Source organism: Vibrio sp. 03_296, assembly GCF_002265885.1.
Genome location: NZ_NPKW01000371.1, coordinates 1 through 995, shown reverse-complemented (window position 1 = coordinate 995; position 995 = coordinate 1). Strand labels below are relative to the sequence as shown.

At 48.3% G+C, this 995-nt stretch carries 2 pseudogenes; both read left to right on the top strand.

Annotated features, from left to right (window positions below):
- A pseudogene (lpxB, locus tag CIK04_RS24730) lies at positions 1-592 on the top strand (lipid-A-disaccharide synthase); the annotation flags it as partial.
- A gap of 3 nt (positions 593-595) precedes the next feature.
- Positions 596-995: pseudogene (locus CIK04_RS24725) on the top strand (ribonuclease HII); the annotation flags it as partial.

The window sequence follows — 995 nt, the reverse complement described above, 5'->3', positions numbered from 1 at the left end:
GGTTGGAACAAGATAAGCAATGGCTGGCAGTGCTGCCAGGAAGCCAGTGGTAGTGAGCTGAAAATGCTATCACAGCCATTCATTGAAACATGTAAGAAACTCAAACAGGTATTCCCAGATCTGGGTTTGTTGTCGCGCTAGTCACCAAAAAACGTCGCGAGCAGTTTGAACAAGCGTGGAAAGAGTACGCGCCAGAGTTGGATTTCAAACTGGTGGATGATACCGCGCGAAATGTCATTACCGCCTCAGATGCGGTCATGCTGGCCTCGGGTACCGTGGCGCTCGAATGCATGTTACTTAAGCGCCCAATGGTGGTGGGGTACAAAGTGAATGCTTTCACTGCGTTTTTGGCCAAGCGATTGTTAAAAACTCAGTATGTATCGTTGCCCAATATTCTCTCTGATATGTGAGTTGGTTAAAGAGGTACTTACAAGAAGCGTGTACACCTGAAAACTTGTTTGCAGAAGTCTCCAACTTACTGGCATCGGATAACCAAACTATGTTGGATAAGTTTGCGGAAATGCATCATTGGATCCGCAAAGATGCCGACCAACAAGCGGCAAATGCAGTGTTAAAGTTGATTGAGAAATAGAAAATGGCAGCAAAAGAAACCAAGAATACCTCCTTTGAATACCCTCAGGGGTATCACTGCATTGCAGGTGTGGATGAAGTGGGACGAGGCCGCTGGTGGGGGATGTCGTCACGGCTGCCGTGATCTTAGACCCGAACAATCCTATTGAGGGGTTGAATGACTCTAAAAAGCTAAGCGAAAAGAAACGCTTAGCCTTGTTGCCAGAAATTCAAGAGAAAGCGCTAGCGTGGGCGGTTGGCCGCTGTTCGCCAGAAGAAATCGACCAGTTGAACATCTTGCAAGCCACCATGGTGGCGATGCAACGCGCCGTTGAAGGGCTTGGGATACAGCCCGATTTGGTCTTGATTGATGGTAACCGTTGCCCAGCTTTACCAATGGACAGTCAAGCGGTGGTCAAAGGCGA